A 22,179-nucleotide genomic window follows, 5' to 3' on the forward strand; every position below is an offset into this window, starting at 1 on the left:
CACACGGCCGGCACGCCCGCCTGGACGATCGCCGCACACCTGGTGCGGATGCGACGCTTCCTCACTCGATGACCACGCTTAACCATCTCCCCGGCAACGCCGGGTGCATCAGCCAGTACGATCCGCAAGCTTTGCCCGTGAGCGCCGCGCAGGCCATCGTGTTGCAGTGGGTGACGCCGCTCACCGCGAGCGAGCGCGTACCGCTGCGCGAAGCGCTCGCGCGCGTGCTGGCCGACGACGTGATTTCGCCCATCGACGTTCCCGCGCACGACAACTCCGCGATGGACGGCTACGCCTTCGACGGCGCGGCGCTGGCCGCGGCCGGCGCATCGGGCGAGCTGACGCTCCCGGTCTGCGGCAAGGCGTTCGCCGGCCACCCCTATCAGGGCGCCGTCGCGGCGGGTGCGTGCGTGCGCATCATGACCGGCGCGCCAATGCCCGCGGGCTGCGACACCGTCGTGCCGCAAGAGCGCGTTCAGGTGCGCGGCGAAGCCGTCACGTTCGATGCGAGCGCGGTAAAGCGCGGCGCGAACGCCCGACGCAAGGGCGAAGACCTGGCGCGCGGCGGCGTGGCGCTCGCATCCGGCCGCGAACTGCGCGCCAGCGACATCGGCCTCCTGGCCTCGCTCGGTCTCGTCGAGGCGAACGTCAAACAACGGCTGCGCGTGGCGTACTTCTCCACCGGCGACGAACTGCGCTCGCCCGGCGAGCCGCTCGAACCGGGCTGCATCTACGACAGCAACCGCTACGCGCTCGGCGCCATGCTGCAACGCCTGAACGTCGAGGCGATCGATCTCGGCGTGGTGCGCGACGACCCCGCCGCGCTCGCCGCCACACTCAAGCAGGCTGCCGAAACGGCCGATGTCGTGCTAACCTCCGGCGGCGTCTCGGTCGGCGAAGCCGATTTCACGCGCACCCAGTTGCAAACGCTCGGCGACGTCTCCTTCTGGGGTCTCGCCATGCGCCCCGGCCGGCCGCTCGCGTTCGGCCGCATCTGGTCGGGCGGACACCCCGGCGCGGGCCGCGCGGCACTCCTGTTCGGCTTGCCGGGCAACCCGGTCGCGACGATGGTCTCGTTCTACCAGATCGTGCGCCCCGCGCTGCTGGCGATGGCGGGCGCGAAGGCGCAGCCCGTGCCGCTCGTACCGGCGGTGAGCGAGCAGCCGATCAAGAAGCGCGCAGGCCGCACCGAGTTCCAGCGCGGCCTCGCGCACCGCGACGCCAAAGGCCAGTGGCGCGTCGCGCCGACCGGCTCGCAAAGCTCGGGCGCGCTCAGCACGATGAGCGAGGCGAACTGCTTCATCGTGCTCGCGCACGAGGCAGGAGACCTCGATGCCGGCGACGCCGTCGACATCATGCTGTTCGATGGGCTCGTCTAATGCGCCTGGCCATCAAACGTACCCACACGTCCACCTCGACATACGGACCGACACCTATGAAAAAACAGATTTCGTTCATCGCCGCGGGGCAGACCGCCAAAGCGCTCATCCTTGTGTATCTGACCTTCAGCGTGCCGATCGTGCTGCTCGGCGTGCTCGTGGCGTTCGTGCGCTATGGGTCGGTCGAACTCTCCACCATCTTCAGCGCGCTGCTGCTCAACGCGATCGTCGGCTTCATCCTGCTGTGGATCGCCTGCCATGCGTACAACTGGGTCGCTTCGCGCTTCGGCGGCATCGAGATCCATCTCTCGGACGTGCCGGAGGAAGCGTGACGTCCGCGACGATCCGCGCCGCCACGCCCGCCGACGTCGGCGCGATGCACGCGCTGATGTACGAGCTCGCCGAGTTCGAGAAGCTCACGCATCTGTTCACGGGCACGGCCGAAGGTCTCGCCGACGCCCTCTTCGGCGCGCGCCCCGCCGCCGAGGCGCTGGTTGCCGAGGACGCCGGGCGCATCGTCGGCTATGCGCTGTTCTTCCACAACTACTCGACTTTCCTGAGCCGCCGCGGTCTGTATCTCGAAGACCTCTACGTGCAGCCTTCGCAACGCGGCACCGGCCTCGGCACGGCCATGCTGCGCGCGCTCGCGGCCATTGCCGTCGAACGCGGCTGCGCCCGTTTCGAATGGACCGTGCTCGACTGGAACACGCCGGCCATCGGCTTCTATGAGAAGCTCGGCGCGACGGTGCTGCCCGACTGGCGCGTCGTACGCATGACCGGCGACGCACTCGACAAGCTCGCCGCTCCCGCCGAACCGGCGATCGGGTAAGCGCAACGCACACGCGCCGAGCACACTCGAATGCAAACGGGCCGCCTGGATTCAGGCGGCCCGTTGTCCTTTGGCGCGCGGCTTTTGCAGACGCGCTACTCACTCGTCGCCGAATCCCCCATCGCCCGCCTGCTCGCCGTTGCCCAAGGCATCGCCGAGCAGGTTCGCCGCCGTCTCGCCCGGCAACGCCTCCACGTCGCGCAGCTTGCGGTTCATCGCGCGGGTACGTACCTCCGCCGCCTCGATCGAACGCGTGACCGTTTCGAGCTGCGACTTCGTGCGCGCGAGCACGTCGCCGAACTTGCCGAACTCCGTCTTCACCGCGCCCAGCACCTGCCACACCTCGCTCGAACGCCGCTCGATCGCCAGCGTGCGGAAGCCCATTTGCAGGCTGTTGAGCAGCGCCGTGAGCGTGGTCGGCCCCGCGACGCTCACGCGGTAGTCGCGCTGGAGCACGTCGGTCAGGCCGGGACGGCGCAGGATTTCCGCGTAGAGCCCTTCGGTCGGCAGGAACAGCAGCGCGAAGTCGGTCGTGTGCGGCGGCGCGACGTACTTCTCGGCGATGGTGCGCGCCTCCGCGCGGATGCGCAGTTCGAGCGCCCGCCCGGCTTCCTCGATCGCGGCGACATCGGCGCGCTCCTGCGCGTCGATCAGGCGTTCATAGTCCTCGCGCGGAAACTTGGCGTCGATCGGCAGCCACACGGGCTCCGACTGATCCGCACCACCCGCACCACGTCCCGGCAGGCGAATCGCGAACTCCACGCGTTCGCTGCTTTTGGGCACGGTCGCGACGTTCTTCGCGTACTGCTCGGGCGTGAGCATCTGTTCGAGCAGCGCTTCAAGCTGCACCTCGCCCCAGGTGCCGCGCGTCTTCACATTGGTCAGCACCTTCTTCAGGTCGCCGACGCCCGCCGCCAGCGTCTGCATCTCGCCAAGCCCGCGATGGACCTGCTCCAGTCGATCGGAAACCAGCTTGAACGACTCGCCAAGGCGCTGCTCAAGCGTCGCGTGCAGCTTCTCGTCCACGGTGCGGCGCATTTCTTCGAGCTTCGCCGCGTTGTTCGCTTCGATGTCCTTCAGACGCTGTTCGAGCGTCGCGCGCACTTCGGCGAAGCGCCGGTCGTTCGCCTCGGTGAGCTGCGCGAGCTGCTGCGAGAGCACCGTGCCGAAGTGGCGCAGCGCGGCGCCCTGCTCCTCACGCGCCTGCTGGGCTTGCTGATGCAGGCTCTGGCGCACGGCATCGAGCTGCTGCGTATTGGCGGCCGTGAGCTTGGCGAGTTGCTGCGCGAAGCCGTCGATCTGGCTGTTCTGCACCGTCGCCATGCTGCCGAGCTGCGCCGCGAGCGCCTGCTGCACCTGCGCGAAGCCGCCGCCGAACTCGCTGCGCGAGGACTGCGCGGTGCGCGCGATTTCGTTGCGCAACTCGCGCTCGATGCGCTCGGCCGCGCGCGCCTGCATGTCGGTCGAGGCTGCGAGGCGGTCGCTCAGTTGATCGAGCGCGTCGAGCGTGGCCTCGCCGTCGTCATGGCCCTGACGGGCGCGCAGCAAGGCCACGAGCGTGACGACGAACGCGGCCGCCAGCGCGACGAGCGCCAGCGACATGACGGCAAGCGGACTCATGTACGCGCGTTCCCCAGCACGGCGGGATTGATCGGATTGGCCGGCAGCCCCGCGCACGGGCCTTCGCCGAGCGCGGCGATCAGGTTGTCGGCGGCGAGGTTCGCCATCGCGCGGCGCGTGGCTTCGGTCGCGCTCGCGATATGCGGCGTGAGCACGACGTTCTCCACTTCGAGCAACGCGGGGTGCACGCGCGGCTCGCCCTCGAACACGTCGAGGCCCGCCGCCGCAATCTGGCGCGTGCGCAGCGCCTGCGCCAACGCCGCGTCGTCGACGATGCCGCCGCGCGCGATGTTGGTGAGCGTGGCGGTGGGCTTCATCAGCGTGAGTTCGGCCGCACCGATCGTGTGATGGTTCTCCGCCGTGTAGGGCAGCACGAGCACGACGTGGTCGGCCTGCTTGAGGAGGTCCTGCTTCGAAAGATACTCGGCGTTCAGTTCGCGCTCGATCTCAGGCGCGACGCGCGAGCGATTGTGATAGACCACGCGCATGTTGAAACCGCGCGCGCGGCGCGCGAGCGCCTGGCCGATGCGGCCCATGCCGATCACGCCGAGCGTGGCGCCGTAAATGTCCGAGCCGAGAAACGCGTCGAACGACCACTTGTCCCACTTGCCCGCGCGCAGGAAGTGCCCGGATTCCGTCACGCGGCGCGCGGCCGCCATCATCAGCGCCCAGCCGAAGTCGGCCGTGGTTTCGTTGAGCACGTCGGGCGTGTTGGTGCCGAGCACGTTGGCCGCGTTGAACGCGGCCATGTCGAAGTTGTTGTAGCCCACGGCCATGTTCGACACCACGCGCAGACGCGGTGCGGCCGCGAGCGCCGCCGCGCCGATGGGGTCGCCCGCGGTGAGCGCGCCGTCCTTGTCGGCGAGCCTCTGGTGCAGTGCCTCGGGCGCAAGCGCCTCGCCGTTGTTCCAGTCCACATCGAAATACTGCTTGAGCCGATCGATCACGTCGGGAAAGATCGGGCGCGCCACGAGAATCTTTTGCATCGTTGCTCTCCACACTTCAGTCGTTCTGTCGGAATGTCCGTCATTGTTGCGCGTGACGGGGCGCGCAGGGAAGTCTCGCGTCGGGCTCGGGGCTAGACGAAAAAGAGCCAGGTGGCCGCGAGAAAGACCGGCAGGAGCAGCGCGGCCGACCAGCCAACATAGCCGAAGAAGCCCGGCATGCGCACGCCGCGCGACTGCGCGATCGCCCGCACCATGAAATTCGGCGCGTTGCCGATGTAGGTCAGCGCGCCCATCCACACCGCGCCCGCCGAAATCGCGGCGAGCGTTTTCGCGCCGCCCGCCATGAGCGCATTGGCGTCGCCGCCCGCGAGATTGAAGAACACGAGATACGTGGGCGCGTTGTCGAGAAACGACGAAAGCAGGCCGGTCGCCCAGAAGTACATCGCCTCGTTCGGGCGGCCCGGCGCGTCGTTCACGAGCCGGATCAGCGTAGCGAACGCGCCCGCCTCGCCCGCGCGCAGCATGGCGATAACGGGCGTGATCGTCACGAAAATGCCCGCGAAGAGCTTCGCGACCTCCATGATCGGCGCCCATTCGAAGCCGTTGTCGGCGCGCGCCGCTTTCGAGGTGAACACGAGCGAGATCAGTGCGAGCGCAACGAGTCCCGTATCGCGCACGAGGTTCTGAAGCGGCAAGTGCGCGCCCGCGACGTCGAAAACGACGCCCGGCCGCCACACGCCGCTCATCAGCACGAGCGCGACGAGCAACGCGAGCAGCACGAAATTGGCCTTGCCGCCGATGGCGAGCGCGCCCGAGTCGGGCGTCGGGTCCAGCGAGGCGGCGTGCGCCTCCCCCGCGCGGCTGAAGTACCAGCTATCGAGCGCGTAGAACACCGCGAGCAGCACGCCGCACACGAACAGCATGGGCAACGCAAGATGCTGTGCAGTCCAGAAGAATCCCACGCCGTTCAGGAAGCCGAGAAAAAGCGGCGGATCGCCGAGCGGCGTGAGCAGGCCGCCCGCGTTCGCGACGAGGAAGATGAAGAACACGACCACGTGCACGTTGTGCCGCCGGTTGTCGTTCGCGCGCAGGAGCGGCCGGATCAGCAGCATGGCCGCGCCCGTCGTGCCCATCACGCTCGCGAGCACCGTGCCGAGCGCGAGGATCGCCGTGTTCGTGCGCGGCGATCCCCGCAGATTCCCATAGACGCAGATGCCGCCCGCGATCGTATAGAGCGCGCCGAGCAAGACGATGAACGGCAGATATTCGTCGACGATGGCGTGCACGAACAGCGGATAAGTCGCGCCGATTCCGTGCGCGAGCGCGAACGGCAGCAAAAAGGCGAGCGCCCACGCCGCGGAAATCTTGCCGAAATGGTGATGCCAGAACGCGGCGGCGAGCATGGGAAAGAACGCGATCGACAGCAGCATGCCGGCGAAGGGCAACGCCCAGACCGCGCCGAGCGAGGCGCCATCGAAGGTTGCCGCGTGTGCGCTCGTGCCGGACAACGACAGCGCGGCGAACGCAGCGGCCGCGAACCTGCGGACTACGACGCGCTCACGCGCCATGCACGACAATCACATGCACACGATACGGCCCGTGCGCGCCGAGAATGATGGTCTGTTCGATGTCGCCGGTGCGCGACGGCCCCGAGACGAAATTGACCGCGCGCGGCAGCTCGCCGCGTTCGGCGCGCATGAGGGCGAAGGCGTCTTCGTGGCCCGCGACGATGCGCGAAGCCGGCACGACGGCGATGTGCGTTTCGGGCAGCAGCGCGCCCGAGGCCCAGGTTTGCGGGCTGGAGAGCAGCACCAGCGTGCCCGTTTCGGCCGTGGCGCAGAAGCACCCGGTGAGGCCCACGAGATCGCGGTCCTCGGGCTTGCGAAATGCCACCGCCAGACCCGCGCTGGCCCAGTCGAACGATTCGAGCGTCTGCCACGCCACCGCCTGCATCGGCAAGCCGCGCTCGGCGAGATAGCGTTGCGCGGCGGCGGGCACGTCGGCCATCTGCGGGACTTCGTCCACCGTGCTCGACATCTTGCGCGCCTCGCCCACGAAGCGCGCGACGAGATCGCCTTCGAGGTCGGGGCGCGGCCCCTCGGGATGGCGCGCGAGGTAGTCGGCAACGGCCTCCCGCTCGTGCGCCGCGGGCGTGGCCTCGCGTCCCTGCGCCGCGCGAATGCGCGCGAGTATGCTGCGGCGGGCGGCCGTCGTGTCCATGAACGTCCTCGTCAGATGAAGAAAGGCGACGCGCCGATTATACCGGGGCGTCGCCTTGCTATTTGCCAGCTTTGCGGGCTTTGCGGGCCTCCCGCGCGCGTTACTTGCCCGCGCCTTCCTCTTCCGTGGGCTGCTCGATGCCGAACACCTGACGCAGATAGGCAAGATACGCCTTGTCGTCGCACATGTTCTTGCCCGGCGAATCGGAGAGCTTGGCCACAGGCTGGCCGTTGCAGCGGACCATCTTGATGACGATCTGCAACGGCTGGTAGCCGAGGTCGTTGGTGAGGTTCGTGCCCACGCCGAAGGCGAGGCGGCAGCGTTCTCCAAACCGCTCGTAGAGGCGCAGCACCTTGGGAATGTCGAGCGCGTCCGAGAAGATCATGGTCTTCGTGCGCGGGTCGCAGCGGTTGTCTTCGTAGTGCTTGAGCAGACGCTCGCCCCACTCGAACGGATCGCCCGAATCGTGGCGCGCGCCGTCGAAGAGCTTGCAGAAGTACATGTCGAAGTCGCGCAGAAAGGCCTGCATGCCGTAGACGTCGGAGAGCGCGATGCCCAGGTCGCCGCGATACTCCTTCGCCCACATCTCGAAGCCGAAGATCTGCGAGTCGCGCAGGCGCGGCCCGAGCGCCTGGCACGCCTGGAGATACTCGTGCGCCATCGTGCCGAGCGGCGTGAGGTTGTGCTTCATCGCGTAGTACACGTTGCTCGTGCCGGCAAACTGCTCGCCGAGATCTTCCTTGAGCGTGAGGATCACCTCCTCGTGCCAGCGCTTCGAGAAGCGGCGGCGCGTGCCGTAGTCGGCGATCTTGCAGTCGGCGAATTCGGGCTTCGCGCCGAGCAGCTCGATCTTGTGCCGCAGGCGCTCGCGCCCCTCCTCGTACTGAGGATGATGCTGCGTGTTGCGAAAGTACACCTCGTTGACGATGGCAAGCACCGGAATCTCGAAGAGGATGGTGTGCAGCCAAGGCCCCTTGATCTCGATGTCGATCTCGCCGTTGCCCTTGGGCGACGGCGTCACCGTGATGTACTTTTCGTTGAGGTGAAAGAGCGCGAGAAAGTCGATGAAGTCGCTCTTGATGAAGCGCATCTTGCGCAGGTACTCGAGCTCGGTCTCGGCGAAGCGTAGCCGGCAAAGCTTCTGGATCTCGCTGCGGATCTCGTCGACGTAAGGCACGAGATCGACATTGGGCGTGCGGCAGCGGAAGCGGTATTCCACATTGGCCGCGGGGAAATGATGCAGCACCACCTGCATCATCGTGAATTTGTACAGATCGGTATCGAGCAGCGAAGTAATGATCATGATGGGCCAGCCGGACTGCAATCGGATAGCGCCCGCGCAACGCGAAAGCCGCACGCGGCACAGGATATGGGCCTTGCGACGGCTAGGGGCGGCGGGCGCCAGCGGTGCGCCCATGTTACCCGAATGACCGCGCACGCCGTGTACCCGCCTGCACGCCCCCTTGCGCAAAAGGGGCAATCGACATCATTCGACGCCATTCGGCTCAAGCCGCTCGGATCACCCCATCTTATAAACTAATCACGAAACGATCTAACGCGCGGTGCGGGCGTGTGGCTGGGGTAATTCCTCATCAGTTACAATACCGCTTTTGGCGAACCGCCATCCCCCGATACAAAAAGCTTGCAGGAGTTGCCTGAATGACTCACGTTGTGACCGAAAGCTGCATCAAGTGCCGCTATACCGACTGCGTCGATGTGTGCCCGGTGGACTGCTTTCGCGAAGGTCCCAACTTCCTCGCGATCGACCCGGACGAGTGCATTGACTGCGCCGTGTGCGTTGCCGAATGCCCGGTGAACGCCATCTACGCCGAAGAAGACGTGCCTGGCGACCAGCAAGCGTTCATCGAACTGAACGCCGACCTCGCCAAGGGCTGGCCGAGCATCACCAAGACCAAGGCCCCGCTGCCGGAAGCCGACGAGTTCAAGGACGTGAAGGACAAGCTCGAGCTTCTGGCTCGCTAATCGCGCGGTAATCGCCTGTTCGGGGTTTCGCCCTGCCGCACGCCGGGCCAGTCGCTTGCAATGCGCACTGGCTTAAAAGAGATAGCGCCAGGGTATTGACAGTCTCCACTGGACCCCATAGAATCTCGTTCTCTGCTTTTGTTGATCCCCGATAGCTCAGTCGGTAGAGCGCCGGACTGTTAATCCGTAGGTCCCTGGTTCGAGCCCAGGTCGGGGAGCCAAGATTCGCAAAAGCCCGTTAATCAGAACGGGTTTTTTTATGACGTAAAGCGTTGTAGCTGTACTGCTGTTCCCCGATAGCTCAGTTGGTAGAGCGCCGGACTGTTAATCCGTAGGTCCCTGGTTCGAGCCCAGGTCGGGGAGCCAAAATATGAGGGGTTGCGTGTTGCACGCAACCCCTTTTTCTTTGGCTGCGCGCTTTTGCGCATATGGCCCCTCCTCCCGCGCATCGTGCGCATTGCCCGCGTCGTGTAGTATCAACAAGTAATACCTACCCGCAGGAACGGCCATGGCCACTTCCATCAAGCTCGACGAGGACCTGAAGGACCGCGTGCAGCACATCGCCGGATTGCAGCACCGTTCGCCGCATGCCGTGATGCGCGAAGCCATCGCGCAATACGTCGAGCGCGAAGAGGCGCGCGAGCGCTTCAAGCAGGAAGCGCTTGCCTCCTGGCAGCATTTCAGGGAAACCGGCCGGCATCTGGACGGCGACGAGGTTCGCACGTGGCTGGATAGCTGGGGAACGGAAGACGAGACGTCAGCGCCCAAGTGCCACGACTGATTGTCACCGAGCGCGCCGTCGAAGGACTCGAGCGCTGCCGGCGATTTCTCACCCGCAAAACACCGGAATCCGCGCGACGCGCGGCTCAGGTCATCACCCAGCAGTTCCTTCATCTCGAAAAGACACCCGCAATCGGGCGATCACTGGGCGGGTCGCCCGAGTTGCGCGAACTCGTGATTCCGTTTGGCGATTCGGGCTACGTGGCGCTTTATCTCCATGACGCAAACGATGACGTCGTCTATGTGCTCGCATTCCGTCATCAGCGCGAGGCCGGCTACTAGGCCTCAGATGCAGGGCCGAGATGCAAGGCCAATGTGCGCCCCGACTTCAGCGCGGCGACCAGGTTGCCCCACCCTCCCCGATAATGTCGCTTCGCCACCTCCGGGAATCCGCATGACATCCACCCGCCTCTTTGCACGCCCCGCACGCCTCGCGCGCCCGCTCATCGCCTGCGCGAGCTTGTGCGCATTCGCCGCCGCCCACGCCGAGCAGATCGGCAGCGTGAACACCAACTTCCGCATGACCGGCTCCGACAAGGTCGTCGTCGAGGCCTACGACGATCCGCAGGTGCAAGGCGTCACCTGCTACGTCTCGCGCGCCCGCACGGGCGGCGTGAAAGGCACGCTCGGCCTCGCCGAAGACCCTACCGAAGCGTCGATCGCCTGCCGCCAGGTCGGGCAAATCGCGTTCACGGGGCCGCTCAAGCAGCAGGCCGACGTCTTCAACGAGCGCATGTCGCTCCTCTTCAAGACGCTGCACGTCGTGCGCGTGGTCGACGCGAAGCGCAACGCGCTCGTCTACCTGACCTACAGCGACCGCGTCGTGAGCGGCAGCGCGAAGAACAGCGTCACCGCCGTGCCGGTGCCCGCGGGCACGACCATTCCACTGCGCTAAACTGGGGATCCGCGCAGGATTTTGACGATGCCCGACTCCCGTTTCCGAGATTCCGCCCGCTACTGGCGCACGCCGCTGCTGCCCGGCGGGGATCTCGTCACAGCCGAATACCACGAGCACACGTTCGCGCCCCACTGGCACGAGGCCTACACGATCCCCGTGATCGAAGGCGGCGCGGAATGCTTCCGGTATCGCGGCTCACAGCATGTCGCGGAAACGGGCACCGTGCCGGTCATCAATCCGGGCGAGTTGCACACGGGCTCGCGCGCTGTCGACGAAGGCTGGAGCTATCGGGTGATGTACGTGCCGATCGGCTTCCTGCACGACCTCGCCGCCGAAATCGCCGGCCGCGCGCAGCCGTTGCCGTGGTTCGACTCCGAGGTGATTCACGATCTCGATCTCGCGGACCGCCTCTCTCGCGCGCACCGGCTGCTGGAAAGCGACACTGACCGGCGGCGCACACACGCCGGGCTCGACGCACGCACGAGCACTGTCACCGCGCTGCCCGAGGCCCCCGCGCTTGCGAACGCGCCATATGCTGCACATCCGGATCTGCTCGCCGTGGAAGGCGCGTTGCTCGACGCGCTCTCGACGCTCCTCACGCGCTACGGCCGCACGCGCGAGGCCGCGCTCAAGCATGGCCCCAACGATGCGCGCGTGGAGACGATGAAGGCGCTCCTCGCCGCCGATCTCGCCACGCCGCTGCGCGTGGCCGATCTCGCCCAGGCCGTGGGCCTCTCGCCGTTTCACGCCACGCGCCTGTTCACCCAGGCGACCGGGCTGCCACCGCACGCGTGGCGCACGCAGTTGCGCCTGCAACGCGCGCTCGGCCCGCTGCGCGACGGCGCCACCGTCGCCGACGTCGCCGCGGCCAGCGGCTTCACCGACCAGAGCCACTTCACGCGGCACTTTCGCCGAATGTTCGGCGTGCCGCCGGGGCGCTGGCAGTCGTCCTGAGCGCCGCCGGGGCGCCAGGCTTCGGCACCCGCGCCGCAAGAACGTACAAGCCACGCGCAAGGCCGCCCGCTAAGCTGTCCTCATGTATCAGGAGGATAGTTTGACCACCCATTCCACGCCGCAAACCGGGCGCTTCGCCGAATTCGCCGCCGGCGCGCGCGACACGATCCCCATGATGATCGGCGCCGCGCCCTTCGGCGTGATTTTCGGCACGCTCGTCACCTCGGGCCCGCTTTCGCTCTGGCACGGCCAGTTCATGTCGCTCGCCGTGTTCGCCGGCTCCGCGCAGTTCATCGCGCTCGGGCTGATCGCCTCGCACGCGAGCTTCGCCGTCATCTGGGCCACCACGTTGATCGTGAACCTGCGCCACGTGCTCTACAGCGCCACGCTCGCGCCCTACGTGTCGCACCTGCCGCTGCGCTGGCGCCTCGCGCTGGGCGGCCTGCTGACTGACGAAGTGTTCGCGGTCGCCTGGGCGCATTTCCGCCGCCATCCCCCCGGCGACGACGTCTCGCCGTGGCATTTCCTCGGTTCGGGCCTCTCGATGTACCTGAACTGGCAGCTCTGGACCGCGGTCGGCCTGCTGTTCGGCGCCGCCTTCCCGGGGCTCCAGTCGCTCGGCCTCGACTTCGCGATGGTCGCCACCTTCATCGCCATCGTGGTGCCGCAGCTCGTCGCCGTGCGCTATTTCGCCGCGGCAGCAACCGCCGGCGTGCTCGCTTTCTTCTGGCAAGGCTGGCCGTACAAGCTCGGCCTGCTCGGCGCCGTGCTCGCGGGCGTGGTGGTCGGCGTCGTCCTGTCGCGCCCCGGCACGCCGCGCGGCGCGCGCGCCAGCGGCGAACACCCGCGCAAGCCGCCCACCGTCCAACGCACCGCCGGAGCCGGGCAATGAACTACGTCGTCCTGATCCTCGGCATGGCCCTCATCACCTGGGTCGTGCGCACTGCCGTGTTCGTGCTCGGCGAGCGGCTCGTGTTCCCGCCGCTCGTGCGCACCGCGCTCGGCTTCGTGCCCGTCACGGTGCTCACGGCCATCATCGTGCCGATGGCCGTCTCGCCCCACGGCCAGGGCGCGGAGCTCACCTGGCGCAACCCGCAGCTCGTCGGCGCGCTCGCGGCCATCGTCGTGAGCGCACTCACGAAGCGCCCGCTCCTCACCATTGCGGTGGGGCTCGGCGTGTTCTTCCTCTGGCAAGGCGTCGTCCTGCGCTGAGGCGTTCCCCGGCAGGTGCGCTCAAGTTTCGGCCCGTCCCGCCGATAAACCCGTCAAGGCCTGCTCTGGCGGGCCTGTGCTCGAACGGCGCGAGCGCATGAGAAGGGATAAGGATTACACCGGGGCAACCACAATGGGGCAGATCACCCTCAATCTGAAAGAAGAAACGCTTGCGTCGCTGCGCAAGGACTTCGACGCGTTCCTGCGCGTCTCGGTCAAGCTCGACCCGCAGTTCGCCACGCCGTCGTTCGAGGACTACCTGCGCGCGAAACTGCTCGACAACATGACGCCGCTCACCGAGCACGCCGTGCAGCGGCTGCTCCAGGGCGGCCAGTACGCGTGGGCCAAGCGCACGCTCGACAAGGAATTTCCCGAAGTCGTCTCGATCCTGATGCGTCAGGCAAGCGAATTCGGCTTTGGCGTCGCGTCGCGGCCCGAGTGGACGCCCGACGAACTCTCGAAGCAATGCCGCGACTGGGCGGCGGCCATCGTGAACGAAGCCCAGGGCGACGCCTCGCTCGTCGACCCGCTCGCGGCGCAGATCAAGTCGAGCGTGCAAGACATCCAGGCGCTCGAAGAGTCGATGCAGACGCCCGCCTGGCGGCTTTCGGAGTCGCTGCGCCAGCGCGTGTACGAGGCCAAGATCGGTTGCGAGCAGGCAAGCGGCAGCGCCGCGCGCGAGCGGCTGGGCGAACTGCGCGGGCTGCTGCGGCTCGGCATCACGCACGGCGCGTTCCAGAAGCAGGAAGCGCAGCAGATCATGGAGTACCTGCGGCTGCTCAAGCCCGAAATCTTCGTCGAAGAACCCGACGACGTGTTCACGCGCCTCGCCGCATGGCTGCGCAACTTCTTCATGCCGCCGCAGCGGACCGCGGCGCGCGAGCAGCGGCACTGAGCGCCGGCGCGCCCGCCTCGCGGGCGGCGCGCCGCACGCCTAATCCCACATCTTCCTGAGCTTCGCGGCAATCTCGACTTTCGCCTGCGCGGCGGCGGCGAGCCCCGTCGCGCTCGGCGCACTCGCCACGGGCGCGGGCGGCCACGCGCGCGATTCGAACAGCGGCAGCATGGGCGTGGCGATGAAGCGCGTGCGCGACGCCCACACGTGCCGGTCGCCCGACGCCACCTGGTTGTGCACGTAAAAACGCTGCGGCACGACGATGTGCAGATCCTCCTTCGCACGCGTCATCGCCACGTAGAGCAGACGCCGCTCTTCCTCCAGTTCCTCGTCGCTGCCCGCGCCGAGGTCGGACGGAATGCAGCCGTCCACGCCGTTGAGCACGAACACATTGCGCCACTCCTGCCCTTTCGCCGAATGGATCGTCGAGAGGATCAGATAGTCCTCGTCGAGCAGCGGATCGGCGGATTCGGCGCTCGTGGCGTCGGGCGGATCGAGCGTGAGTTCGGTGAGAAAGCGCTCGCGCGACGCGTAGGTGCTCGCAATGCTCTCCATCTGCAACAGATCGGCGAGACGCACCTGGGCGTCCTCATGATTGCGTTCGAGATGCGGCTCGTACCAGCGCCGCACGCGCTCGAATTCGGCGGGCCACGGCGTGGCGCGCATGGCAAGGCTGTCGACGAGCGAGGCGAACGCGGGCCAGTCCTCGGCCGCGCGCGGCGGCGGCGCGAAGGCCGCGAGCGCCTCGGCGGCGCGATACGCGCCCGTGCAGGCGGCCACCTGGTCGAGCAGGCGCGCGGCGTTGGCGGGCCCCACACCCGGCAGCAATTGCGTGACGCGAAAGCCCGCCACGCGGTCGAGCGGGTTTTCCGCCCAGCGCAGCACCGCCAGCACGTCCTTCACATGCGCGGCGTCCAGAAAGCGCAGTCCGCCGAATTTAACGAACGGGATATTGCGCCGCGCCAGCTCGATTTCGAGCGTTGCGCTGTGGTGCGCGGCGCGAAACAGCACGGCTTGCTGCTTGAGCTTCATGCCCGCTTCGCGCGCCTCGAGGATTTGCTCGACGACGTAGCGCGCCTGAGTGGCCTCGTCGGCGACCGTCACGAGTCGCGGGCGCTGCTGCGAAGGGCGATCGGTCCAGAGGTTCTTCGTGAAGCGCTCGGCAGCCGCGTCGATTACGGCGTTCGACGCCGCGAGAATCGGCGCGGTCGACCGGTAGTTGCGCTCCAGCGTCACCTGACGCGCGGGCGGGTCGAACTGCGCCGGAAAATCGAGAATGTTGCGCACGGTCGCGCCGCGAAACGAGTAAATCGCCTGGGCGTCGTCGCCGACCACGGTCAGGCCGCGGCCGTCGGGCTTGAGTGCGAGCAGGATCGACGCCTGAAGCCGATTGGTGTCCTGATATTCGTCGACGAGGATATGGTCGAAGCGTCCCGCGAGATCGGCGGCAATCGCAGGCTCGGCGGCCATGTGCGCCCAGTAGAGCAGCAGGTCGTCGTAGTCGAGAACGTTCTGCTTCTGCTTGGCGTCCACGTACGAGGCGAACAGCACGCGCAACTGCGGTTCCCATTCGAGGCACCACGAGAACGAGCGGTTGAGCACGTTCGCGAGCGAGTCGCCCGTGTTGACCGCGCGCGAATAGATCGCAAGACACGTGGACTTCGACGGAAAGCGCTTTTCCTTCGCCGAGAAACCCAGTTCGTGGCGCACGAGGTTCATGAGATCGGCGGAATCCTCGCGATCGTTGATCGTGAACGCCGGTGAAAGGCCGATGTGATCCGCGTATTCGCGCAAGAGGCGCGCGCCCACGCCGTGAAACGTGCCCGCCCAGGTGAGCCCCTGCGCAAGCGTTGCGGCCACGCCCGGCACGCCGGCGGCGATGCGCGCGACGCGGCGCGTCATCTCCTGCGCGGCGCGGCGCGAGAACGTGAGCAGCAAGATGCGGTGCGGATCGGCGCCGTTCGCGATCAGATGCGCGACGCGGTGCGCGAGCGTATTGGTCTTGCCCGACCCCGCCCCCGCGATCACGAGCAGCGGCCCCGGTAGCGCCGAGCCCGGCGCGTAGCCCGCTTCGCCGCCGTGCTCGACCGCTTCGCGCTGCGCGTCGTTGAGCTTGGCGAGCCACGCGGAAACGGCGTTGGCCGTATCGGCGCCTGGCCTGGCAACGTCGTCGCCGGCGACAGAGACGGAGGCGGACGAGGGATCGGCGAGGGAAACAGTGGACACGGCGGGCGCAGGAACAGTGAACGTGGCGAATCGGACGGGGCGACGCACACTGTATATCCATACACCCCGCATCCGCAAGCGCCTGATTCTGCGGCGATCTGGCGATATTTAGCGACAACTTCGGCGCCGGCCCGAAAGCGTGCGCCGAAAAACGAAGCGGCGGCGCCCGTTGCCGGACGCCGCCACCGTTTCTGCTCCCAACAGTCCCGACGGTCCCGCCATCAGTCGCTTACTGCGAGGACTGCGGAGCCTGCTGGACCTGGCCGCCCTGCTGCTGGGCCGACATGCCGTTCATCATCTGGTCTTTCATCTCCGAGTCGTTGGCCTGACGGTCGGCCTTGTGGATGATCTTGGCGTCCTGCACCTGGGCCTTGTACTGCGACTTCGCCTGCTTCTTCGCGTCGCCGTACTCCGCATTCGCCGACTTTTTGGCGCTGCGGTACTCGGCGTTCGCCGCCGCGTTCGCGTTGCGCTTTTGCACCAGCGGGTCGGCTGACTGCGGCGCCGTCAGGTTCTGCGGCGCGGGCGCGGGTTGCGCGATACCGGCAGCGGCCGGCGCCTGGCTGGGTGCCTGGCCGCCCATCTGGCCCGGCGCCATCGCCGGTGCGGCGGAAGGTGCCAGCGCGGGCGCCCCGCCGCCGGCCTGTGCCGCACCCTGGGTCGCAGTTTGGGCAAACGCACCCTGCGCGAACACGGCGGCCGTGGTCACGGTGGCAAAAGCGGCGGTAGCGGTCAGCAGTTTGCGAATCTGGGTCATGGCGTATCCTCGTTGCAGTGGTTCCGAAGGCTCGGTTGCGGCGAACAGGTCCGCTACAGCCGCGCCCCCGCTCGATGTAGCCGCCCGGTAAAACGAATGAGCAAGGTTGGGCGGCGCTGTCGATCCGGGTGAAACCATTTTGGTCTGAAGATCGCCGCGCGGTCCCGCAACGTTACTCAACGTTGCACTTTCTGACGAATTCATAACATCTGGCCCCGAGATGTGACAGCAGCGTGTACGCCACAGAGGGCCGCGGCAAGCCGGCGATCGCTTATGATGCTCACCCTTCGCGCGCCTCCCGCGCGCATCTGAATGCCGATCCGCCATGCCCAATCTCGATTTCACGCTCACCGGCGACTACGTCGAACTGCACAACCTCCTGAAGATCACCGGCCTCGCGGACAGCGGCGGCTCGGCCAAGCAGGTCGTCGCCTCGGGCGCGGTGAAAGTGGACGGCGAGGTCGAACTGCGCAAGACCTGCAAGATCCGCGCGGGCCAGGTCGTGCTGCTCGGCGACACGCGCATTGCCATCAAAGAGCCGGATTAAAGTGCCGATCGATGCGCCCATCAAAGCGCCCGACCGGAATTGCGCGCAAGCGACACCCATGCACCGTATTTGAGCGCGCGGATCGACAACGCGACCGCCGCGCAATAAGCTTTCAGTTTCGACAGACAACCGTACTCAGAGCCTTGCGGCGCGTATCTCGCGCCGCTTGTTTTTCATGACCCGAACCACGCTTTCCGGCCGCGCCGTTTCCACATCGCCCACGCTGCGCCGTCACGCCGCCGACACCGCCCGCCTCGCCGGACCGCTCGCGATCGCCCAGCTCTCGCAGATGGCGATGAGCGTCACCGACACCGTGCTGCTCGGCTCGCTGGGCGCCGACGCGCTCGCCGCGGGCGGCCTCGGCGCGAACATGTTCTTCGTCGTGGTGACCGTGCTGCAAGGCGTGCTGACCTCGGTGAGCGTGAGCGTCGCGCAGGCGCGCGGCGCCGCCAACGAAAGCCAGGTGCCGCACATCTACTGGACGGGCTTCGCGCTTTCGCTGCTGCTCTCGCTGCCCGCCTTCGCGCTGCTCTCGTTCGCGGAGCCGATCCTGCGCGCGCTCGGCGAGCCCGCGCTGCTCGCCCATCACATCGGCGAATACACGGCCGTGCTGCGCTGGGGCGCGCCCGCGAGCCTGATCGGCGTGGGACTCATGCGCTCGTTCCTGCCCGCCATCGGCGCGGCGCGGCGCCTCTTGTGGGTGTCGATTGCGAGCGTGTTCAGCAACGGCTTTCTCAATTACGGGCTGATCCACGGCGTGTGGGGGCTGCCGCGACTGGGCTTTCTCGGCTCGGCGGCCGCCACGACCACAACGGTCTGGCTCACGGCGTTCGTGCTGATGGCCCTGCTGCACCTGCGCCCCTCGCACCAGCGTTTCGTGATCGCGCGCCGGCCCACGGCGCCGCTCATGGGCGAGTTGTTTGCGATCGGCTGGCCGGTCGCCATCACCTATGCCGTCGAGGCGACGCTCTTTCTCGCCACCGGCCTGCTCGCGGGCCTGCTCGGCGAAACGCCGCTCGCGGCGCACCAGATCGCCCTGAACGTGGCCTCCGTGACCTTCATGGTGCCGCTCGCGATCGGCCAGGCGGCCAACGTGCGCGTGGGTTACTGGATCGGTGCGGGCGTGCCGCGCGCGGCGCGCCACGCGGGTTTCGTCGCGCTCGCGCTCGGTGTGGGTTTCATGACGCTCTCGGCGCTCGTGATGGTGCTCGCGCCGCACTGGATCGTCGGGCTCTATCTGCATCTCGACGATCCGGCCAACGCCCACACGGTCGGGCTCGCGGCCACGCTGCTCGGCGTCGCGGCCATCTTCCAGATCGTCGACGGCGCGCAGACCGTGGGCTCGGGTTGCCTGCGCGGCCTGAAGGACACGCGCGTGCCGATGGTCGCGGCCACGCTCGGTTACTGGGGCATCGGTTTTCCGTTGGGATACGCGCTCGCGTTCCACTTCGGCCTTGGCGCGCTCGGCCTCTGGTGGGGCCTCGCGGCGGGGCTCACCACGGTCGCCGTGCTCATGACATGGCGCTTTCACCGCATGAGCCTGCTCGCCCAGGCCAGGTGATGGCCGGGTAATGGCCAGATAAGGGGTGCGAGGTGACGGGTTAAGCAAGCGGTTAAAATAGGCGGCTGGCGCCCCATGCGCCGTCCGTCCCACGAGGGCAGGAACCGTGCGCTGCATGGAGGGGGCCGGGTGCTAAAGCGCCAGGTCCCGCCGACAAAGGAGACAGCCCCGCCGCCTCGGCAAGGCAACGCGCGCCACGACCTAAAACGAACCCCTCTCACGGACCACCCTTTCATGCTTGCCCCGATCACCCGACTCTTCCCGCTCTGGGCTGTCCTCGTTTCACTGCTTGCGTACTTCGATCCGGGCCTCGTCGCGCCAATCGCGCCGCACGTCACCACGCTCCTGATGATCATCATGCTGGCGATGGGCGTGACACTCTCGTTCGCCGACTTCCAGCGCGTCTTCACGCGCCCCGCGCCCGTGGCGGCCGGCATCTTCCTGCACTACCTCGTCATGCCGCTCGCCGCCTGGGCGATCGCCAAGGTGCTGCACATGCCGCCCGACCTCACCGCGGGCATGGTGCTCGTGGGCAGTGTGGCGAGCGGCACGGCGTCGAACGTGATGATCTATCTCGCGCGCGGCGACGTCGCGCTTTCGGTGACGATCAGCGCGCTCTCCACGCTCGTCGGCGTGTTCGCGACGCCGCTCCTCACGCGTCTTTACGTCGATGCCTCGATCGTCGTCGACGTGCACGGCATGCTCATGAGCATCCTGCAAATCGTCGGCCTGCCGATCGCGATCGGCCTCGTCGTGAACCGCCTTGCGGGCGGCCTCGTGCGCCGCGTCGAGCCGGTGCTGCCGCTCGTCTCCATGGTGTCGATCCTCGCGATCATCGCAGCCGTCGTGGGCGGCACGCACGCGAGCATCGCCACGGTCGGCCCGCTCGTCGCGCTCGGCGTGGTGCTGCACAACGGCATCGGCCTGCTCGGCGGCTATTGGGGGGGCCGACTGCTCGGCTTCGATGAATCCGTGTGCCGCACGCTCGCCATCGAAGTGGGCATGCAGAACTCGGGGCTCGCCGCGACCCTCGGCAAACTCTACTTCTCGCCGCTCGCCGCTCTGCCCGGCGCCCTGTTCTCGGTGTGGCACAACCTCTCGGGCTCGGTGCTCGCGGGCTACTGGGCCGGCAAGCCGGCGCGCGGCAGCTCGCGCGACGCGCAAGGCGCCGCCCGCGCCACGCCCGAGCGCGGCTGACCACGCAACACCGGCGTGAGCGTCTCGACGCTCACGCCGCACGCGCCGCCCAATGCGCGAGCGCGCCAGCGCTTCCGCTTCCGCTTCCGTCGCACGCTCCTGTCGTTCGCCGTGCGCGCAGTGACGCGCCACGGCGAGCGCCGCTGCTTGCGGCCGGGCTGCAAGCGTAATCGTCACGCCTTGCCGCCCTGCCGATGAGGCTCGAAAATTGCTCAGCCAGCTTGCCCGCTGCCGCAAGCACGGCGGGCGGCTTCCCGTAGAATCCCCGCGAAGGCCGTGCAATGAAAACGAACCATCCCACGATGCGACGTTCGCAAAGGAGATCCCGCTTGGCCGCGCATTTCGCCCTGCCCGCCGTTTTTTCGCGCCGCCTGCCGCCGTTGCCGGCGCCTCACGCGCGGCGCACGCTTCGCGCGCTTTTTGCGCTGCTCTGCTTCACGCTCGTCGCGGGCTGCGCGACACGCCCGCCCGCCACCGACTACCCGCGCGAGACCACCTCGGCCCTGCCCGCGTCCGAGGCAAGCGCCACGCCGCTCGGCCTCGCGCTCGCCGCGCCCGAGGCCGCGCATCCCGGCCAGTCGGGCTTTCGCCTGCTCGCCACCGGCACCGACTCGCTGCAAATGCGCATCGCGCTCGCACGGGCGGCGACGAAGACGCTCGACATGCAGTACTACATCGCCAACGAGGACACCACCGGCAAGCTGCTGCTCGGCTCGGCGCTCTATGCGGCCGATCGCGGCGTGCACGTGCGCATGCTCGTGGACGACCTGAACTTCCACGACATCGACCGTCTGATGGCTGCGCTCAGCAGCCATCAGAACATCCAGATCCGCGTGTTCAATCCGTATGGCAGCACGAGCGAATCGATGCTCCTGCGCACGCGCAACTTCTTCACGAACGTCGACCAGTTCACGCGCCGCATGCACAACAAGGCGACGATCGTCGACAACGAGCTCGCGATCGTGGGCGGCCGCAATCTCGGCGACGAATACTTCAGCGCGAGCCCGACGTTGCAGTTCACCGATCTCGACATGCTCGCGGCGGGCCCGGTCGCGCGAGACGTCTCGGCAAGTTTCGACGCTTACTGGAACAGCTCGATCTCGTACCCCTTGAGCGTGCTCAATCATCAGAAGTTCGATCCGCACGATCTGGACACCGCGCGCGACGACCTGCGCAAGCACTGGAGCGAAACCGCCGATCCGTACAACGCCAAGCCGCTCAACGCCACGCCGCTCGCGCAGCAGATCACGCGCGGCGAGCTCGGCCTGAACTGGGCGAAATGGGAGTTCGTGGCCGACTCGCCCGGCAAGATCGCGGGCGCCGAGCATGGCGAGATGGGCGCCGCCATGCGCGCGCTGCTCGATCGCATCCATCAGGCGAAAAGCAGCGTGCTGGTTTTCTCGCCGTATTTCGTGCCGCACGACACCGGCGTGCAGGAAATACGCACGCTCACCTCGCAGGGCGTGCGCGTGGCGATCGTCACCAACTCGCTCGCGGCCACCGACGCCGTCGCGGTCCAGGCCGGCTACAGCCCGTACCGCGTGCCCATGCTCAAGGCCGGCGCCGAGCTTTATGAATTCAAGCCGCGCCAGCCCGAACGCACCGGGCAGCGGCGCTTCGGCGTGGTCGGTTCGCGCTCGCGCGCGAGCCTGCATGCGAAGGCCTATGTGATCGACGAAAGCACGCTCGTGATCGGCTCGCTCAATCTCGATCCACGCTCGGCGAACCTGAATACCGAGCTTGCGCTTGCCGTCGAAAGTCCGCCCATCGCGCACGAGGTGGCCGGCTATTTCGCGCTCGCGACCTCGCCGAAAGTGAGCTACCGCGTGACGCTCGCGACGCCCTACCAGCTCGCTTCGATGCGTGGCAGCGCGATCTCCTCGCCGCTCGTCTGGACCGATGAGGAAGACGGCGTGATCCGCACCTACAACCTCGATCCTGGTGCGGGTTTCTACCGAAATCTTCTAACCGGGCTATTCTTGCTGTTGCCGGTCGACAGCCAGCTGTGAGCGCGACGGCGGAGCGATCCATCGCCCCGCCGCGCGTTGCAGCGAGTCCGTCGGTCCTGCAATACGTGCAATACGTGCTACACGTGCAGTACGTCGTACCCTCCGCCGTCGAGCCAGCCACGAAGCCGCCCTCAGCGCACCGAGCGCCGCCGCGCCTTCGCACCG

General features: G+C 67.4%; 22 protein-coding genes and 2 tRNA genes. 17 read left to right on the plus strand and 7 right to left on the minus strand.

Features of this window, described 5'->3' with window-relative positions; translation table 11 throughout:
• Positions 1-68: 68 nt before the first annotated feature.
• The 3 genes from moeA to C7402_RS14630 are packed head-to-tail and all read left to right on the plus strand — an operon-like array spanning position 69 to position 2,208.
• Positions 69-1,379: a molybdopterin molybdotransferase MoeA gene (moeA, locus tag C7402_RS14620; RefSeq protein ID WP_116611131.1), complete on the plus strand. Its 1,311-nt coding sequence runs from the start codon at positions 69-71 to the stop codon at positions 1,377-1,379.
• Positions 1,380-1,435: 56 nt separating this feature from the next.
• Positions 1,436-1,711 (plus strand): hypothetical protein, encoded by a 276-nt coding sequence (locus C7402_RS14625; RefSeq protein ID WP_028212919.1) that lies wholly within the window; start codon positions 1,436-1,438, stop codon positions 1,709-1,711.
• Between the two features lie 44 nt (positions 1,712-1,755).
• The gene (locus C7402_RS14630; RefSeq protein WP_112171471.1) at positions 1,756-2,208 is read left to right on the plus strand and encodes a GNAT family N-acetyltransferase; all 453 of its coding nucleotides are present in this window, start codon (positions 1,756-1,758) and stop codon (positions 2,206-2,208) included.
• 99 nt (positions 2,209-2,307) lie between these two features.
• Here the strand turns inward: C7402_RS14630 and C7402_RS14635 are convergent, their stop codons facing one another.
• The 5 genes from C7402_RS14635 to pncB all read right to left on the minus strand — a co-directional run bounded on the left by C7402_RS14635 (position 2,308) and on the right by pncB (position 8,298).
• On the minus strand, positions 2,308-3,828 hold the full coding sequence (locus C7402_RS14635) for a DNA recombination protein RmuC (protein WP_116611132.1): 1,521 nt from the start codon (positions 3,826-3,828) through the stop codon (positions 2,308-2,310).
• Entirely contained in the window at positions 3,825-4,814 is a 990-nt protein-coding gene (locus tag C7402_RS14640) for a 2-hydroxyacid dehydrogenase (protein WP_116611133.1), read from the minus strand. The genes C7402_RS14635 and C7402_RS14640 overlap by 4 nt, the downstream gene beginning before the upstream one ends.
• Positions 4,815-4,906: 92 nt before the next feature.
• Positions 4,907-6,343 carry a sodium:proton antiporter gene (locus C7402_RS14645; RefSeq protein ID WP_116611134.1) on the minus strand — a complete coding sequence of 479 codons (1,437 nt, stop codon included), beginning with the start codon at positions 6,341-6,343 and terminating at the stop codon, positions 4,907-4,909.
• Entirely contained in the window at positions 6,333-6,995 is a 663-nt protein-coding gene (locus tag C7402_RS14650; protein ID WP_116611135.1) for a LutC/YkgG family protein, read from the minus strand. Before C7402_RS14650 ends, C7402_RS14645 begins: the two co-directional genes overlap by 11 nt.
• Positions 6,996-7,095: 100 nt before the next feature.
• Positions 7,096-8,298 (minus strand): nicotinate phosphoribosyltransferase, encoded by a 1,203-nt coding sequence (pncB, locus tag C7402_RS14655; RefSeq protein WP_116611136.1) that lies wholly within the window; start codon positions 8,296-8,298, stop codon positions 7,096-7,098.
• Between the two features lie 356 nt (positions 8,299-8,654).
• Between pncB and fdxA the strand changes: the two genes are divergently transcribed.
• From fdxA to C7402_RS14710, 10 genes are all read left to right on the plus strand, one after another.
• The gene (fdxA, locus tag C7402_RS14665) at positions 8,655-8,978 is read left to right on the plus strand and encodes a ferredoxin FdxA (protein WP_112171287.1); all 324 of its coding nucleotides are present in this window, start codon (positions 8,655-8,657) and stop codon (positions 8,976-8,978) included.
• Positions 8,979-9,123: 145 nt separating this feature from the next.
• Positions 9,124-9,199: transfer RNA gene (locus C7402_RS14670), tRNA-Asn, on the plus strand.
• Between the two features lie 69 nt (positions 9,200-9,268).
• A tRNA-Asn gene (locus C7402_RS14675) sits at positions 9,269-9,344 on the plus strand.
• 142 nt (positions 9,345-9,486) lie between these two features.
• Complete coding sequence (locus C7402_RS14680; RefSeq protein ID WP_116611137.1) at positions 9,487-9,759, plus strand: CopG family ribbon-helix-helix protein; 273 nt, start codon at positions 9,487-9,489, stop codon at positions 9,757-9,759.
• The gene (locus C7402_RS14685) at positions 9,747-10,040 is read left to right on the plus strand and encodes a type II toxin-antitoxin system RelE/ParE family toxin (protein ID WP_116611138.1); all 294 of its coding nucleotides are present in this window, start codon (positions 9,747-9,749) and stop codon (positions 10,038-10,040) included. The genes C7402_RS14680 and C7402_RS14685 overlap by 13 nt, the downstream gene beginning before the upstream one ends.
• A 112-nt stretch (positions 10,041-10,152) precedes the next feature.
• Entirely contained in the window at positions 10,153-10,653 is a 501-nt protein-coding gene (locus tag C7402_RS14690; protein WP_116611139.1) for a CreA family protein, read from the plus strand.
• Between the two features lie 27 nt (positions 10,654-10,680).
• The gene (locus C7402_RS14695; protein ID WP_116611140.1) at positions 10,681-11,610 is read left to right on the plus strand and encodes an AraC family transcriptional regulator; all 930 of its coding nucleotides are present in this window, start codon (positions 10,681-10,683) and stop codon (positions 11,608-11,610) included.
• A gap of 82 nt (positions 11,611-11,692) precedes the next feature.
• Positions 11,693-12,502, plus strand: coding sequence for an AzlC family ABC transporter permease (locus C7402_RS14700; RefSeq protein ID WP_112171292.1), 810 nt, complete (start codon positions 11,693-11,695; stop codon positions 12,500-12,502).
• Positions 12,499-12,822 carry an AzlD domain-containing protein gene (locus tag C7402_RS14705; RefSeq protein ID WP_112171293.1) on the plus strand — a complete coding sequence of 108 codons (324 nt, stop codon included), beginning with the start codon at positions 12,499-12,501 and terminating at the stop codon, positions 12,820-12,822. Before C7402_RS14700 ends, C7402_RS14705 begins: the two co-directional genes overlap by 4 nt.
• Positions 12,823-12,955: 133 nt before the next feature.
• On the plus strand, positions 12,956-13,717 hold the full coding sequence (locus tag C7402_RS14710) for a DUF4088 family protein (protein WP_112171294.1): 762 nt from the start codon (positions 12,956-12,958) through the stop codon (positions 13,715-13,717).
• A gap of 39 nt (positions 13,718-13,756) precedes the next feature.
• Here C7402_RS14710 and C7402_RS14715 read toward each other — a convergent pair whose 3' ends face one another.
• Both C7402_RS14715 and C7402_RS14720 read right to left on the minus strand, forming a co-directional pair.
• Positions 13,757-15,943, minus strand: a complete 2,187-nt coding sequence (locus tag C7402_RS14715; RefSeq protein ID WP_425273783.1) for an ATP-dependent helicase — start codon at positions 15,941-15,943, stop codon at positions 13,757-13,759.
• Positions 15,944-16,172: 229 nt separating this feature from the next.
• A complete protein-coding gene (locus tag C7402_RS14720) occupies positions 16,173-16,700 on the minus strand; it encodes a hypothetical protein (protein WP_112171296.1) in 528 nt (175 codons plus the stop codon).
• A 325-nt stretch (positions 16,701-17,025) separates the two neighbouring features.
• Here C7402_RS14720 and C7402_RS14725 point away from each other — a divergent pair, with 325 nt between their 5' ends.
• From C7402_RS14725 to C7402_RS14745, 4 genes are all read left to right on the plus strand, one after another.
• A complete protein-coding gene (locus C7402_RS14725) occupies positions 17,026-17,247 on the plus strand; it encodes an RNA-binding S4 domain-containing protein (RefSeq protein ID WP_112171297.1) in 222 nt (73 codons plus the stop codon).
• Positions 17,248-17,422: 175 nt separating this feature from the next.
• Entirely contained in the window at positions 17,423-18,808 is a 1,386-nt protein-coding gene (locus tag C7402_RS14730) for an MATE family efflux transporter (protein ID WP_116611240.1), read from the plus strand.
• Between the two features lie 234 nt (positions 18,809-19,042).
• Positions 19,043-20,005, plus strand: coding sequence for a ketopantoate/pantoate/pantothenate transporter PanS (gene panS / locus C7402_RS14735; protein WP_112171298.1), 963 nt, complete (start codon positions 19,043-19,045; stop codon positions 20,003-20,005).
• 302 nt (positions 20,006-20,307) lie between these two features.
• The gene (locus tag C7402_RS14745) at positions 20,308-22,014 is read left to right on the plus strand and encodes a phospholipase D family protein (RefSeq protein WP_116611241.1); all 1,707 of its coding nucleotides are present in this window, start codon (positions 20,308-20,310) and stop codon (positions 22,012-22,014) included.
• Positions 22,015-22,179: the final 165 nt, after the last annotated feature.

Source organism: Paraburkholderia unamae, assembly GCF_003096875.1.
Lineage (GTDB): Bacteria > Pseudomonadota > Gammaproteobacteria > Burkholderiales > Burkholderiaceae > Paraburkholderia > Paraburkholderia unamae.

Bases quoted from the DNA above. Each gene is read 5' to 3' on its own strand.
- C7402_RS14630 (WP_112171471.1), top strand. From the start codon at position 1,756: ATGCACGCGCTGATGTACGAGCTCGCCGAGTTCGAGAAGCTCACGCAT.
- C7402_RS14690 (WP_116611139.1), top strand. From the start codon at position 10,153: ATGACATCCACCCGCCTCTTTGCACGCCCCGCACGCCTCGCGCGCCCG.
- panS (WP_112171298.1), top strand. From the start codon at position 19,043: ATGCTTGCCCCGATCACCCGACTCTTCCCGCTCTGGGCTGTCCTCGTT.
- fdxA (WP_112171287.1), top strand. From the start codon at position 8,655: ATGACTCACGTTGTGACCGAAAGCTGCATCAAGTGCCGCTATACCGAC.
- C7402_RS14635 (WP_116611132.1), bottom strand. From the start codon at position 3,828: ATGAGTCCGCTTGCCGTCATGTCGCTGGCGCTCGTCGCGCTGGCGGCC.
- C7402_RS14730 (WP_116611240.1), top strand. From the start codon at position 17,423: ATGACCCGAACCACGCTTTCCGGCCGCGCCGTTTCCACATCGCCCACG.
- C7402_RS14705 (WP_112171293.1), top strand. From the start codon at position 12,499: ATGAACTACGTCGTCCTGATCCTCGGCATGGCCCTCATCACCTGGGTC.
- C7402_RS14695 (WP_116611140.1), top strand. From the start codon at position 10,681: ATGCCCGACTCCCGTTTCCGAGATTCCGCCCGCTACTGGCGCACGCCG.
- C7402_RS14725 (WP_112171297.1), top strand. From the start codon at position 17,026: ATGCCCAATCTCGATTTCACGCTCACCGGCGACTACGTCGAACTGCAC.
- C7402_RS14710 (WP_112171294.1), top strand. From the start codon at position 12,956: ATGGGGCAGATCACCCTCAATCTGAAAGAAGAAACGCTTGCGTCGCTG.
- C7402_RS14700 (WP_112171292.1), top strand. From the start codon at position 11,693: ATGTATCAGGAGGATAGTTTGACCACCCATTCCACGCCGCAAACCGGG.
- C7402_RS14645 (WP_116611134.1), bottom strand. From the start codon at position 6,343: ATGGCGCGTGAGCGCGTCGTAGTCCGCAGGTTCGCGGCCGCTGCGTTC.
- C7402_RS14745 (WP_116611241.1), top strand. From the start codon at position 20,308: ATGCGACGTTCGCAAAGGAGATCCCGCTTGGCCGCGCATTTCGCCCTG.
- C7402_RS14625 (WP_028212919.1), top strand. From the start codon at position 1,436: ATGAAAAAACAGATTTCGTTCATCGCCGCGGGGCAGACCGCCAAAGCG.
- pncB (WP_116611136.1), bottom strand. From the start codon at position 8,298: ATGATCATTACTTCGCTGCTCGATACCGATCTGTACAAATTCACGATG.
- moeA (WP_116611131.1), top strand. From the start codon at position 69: ATGACCACGCTTAACCATCTCCCCGGCAACGCCGGGTGCATCAGCCAG.
- C7402_RS14640 (WP_116611133.1), bottom strand. From the start codon at position 4,814: ATGCAAAAGATTCTCGTGGCGCGCCCGATCTTTCCCGACGTGATCGAT.
- C7402_RS14680 (WP_116611137.1), top strand. From the start codon at position 9,487: ATGGCCACTTCCATCAAGCTCGACGAGGACCTGAAGGACCGCGTGCAG.
- C7402_RS14650 (WP_116611135.1), bottom strand. From the start codon at position 6,995: ATGGACACGACGGCCGCCCGCCGCAGCATACTCGCGCGCATTCGCGCG.
- C7402_RS14720 (WP_112171296.1), bottom strand. From the start codon at position 16,700: ATGACCCAGATTCGCAAACTGCTGACCGCTACCGCCGCTTTTGCCACC.